Consider the following 254-nt stretch of genomic DNA (forward strand, 5'->3'; position numbering starts at 1 on the left):
GCGAAAGCTCGCAGTGCGAGCGTCATGGCGGCACAACTCGACTCAACCTTGAATAGAAGCCAATTTGCTCCTGATATGTTGCCTGCGGATATCACCGGTAGTGAGCTCTATGACAGCCATACACAATCGCTCACCTTCAAAAAGGGGCCGGTTTTCTCTCATCTCGTTCTTGCCGATGAGATCAATCGTGCACCAGCAAAAGTCCAATCGGCCTTGCTTGAGGCCATGGCAGAATCACAGGTCTCTGTGGCAGG

General features: G+C 52.4%; 1 protein-coding gene. It reads left to right on the plus strand.

Annotation, left to right across the window (positions count from 1 at the left end):
* Positions 1-254 (plus strand): AAA family ATPase (locus tag A3774_RS16190; protein WP_197468097.1); only part of this gene is annotated, 254 nt, incomplete at both ends.

The sequence above is a fragment of the Neptuniibacter marinus genome, assembly GCF_001597725.1.
Taxonomy (GTDB): domain Bacteria; phylum Pseudomonadota; class Gammaproteobacteria; order Pseudomonadales; family Balneatricaceae; genus Neptuniibacter; species Neptuniibacter marinus.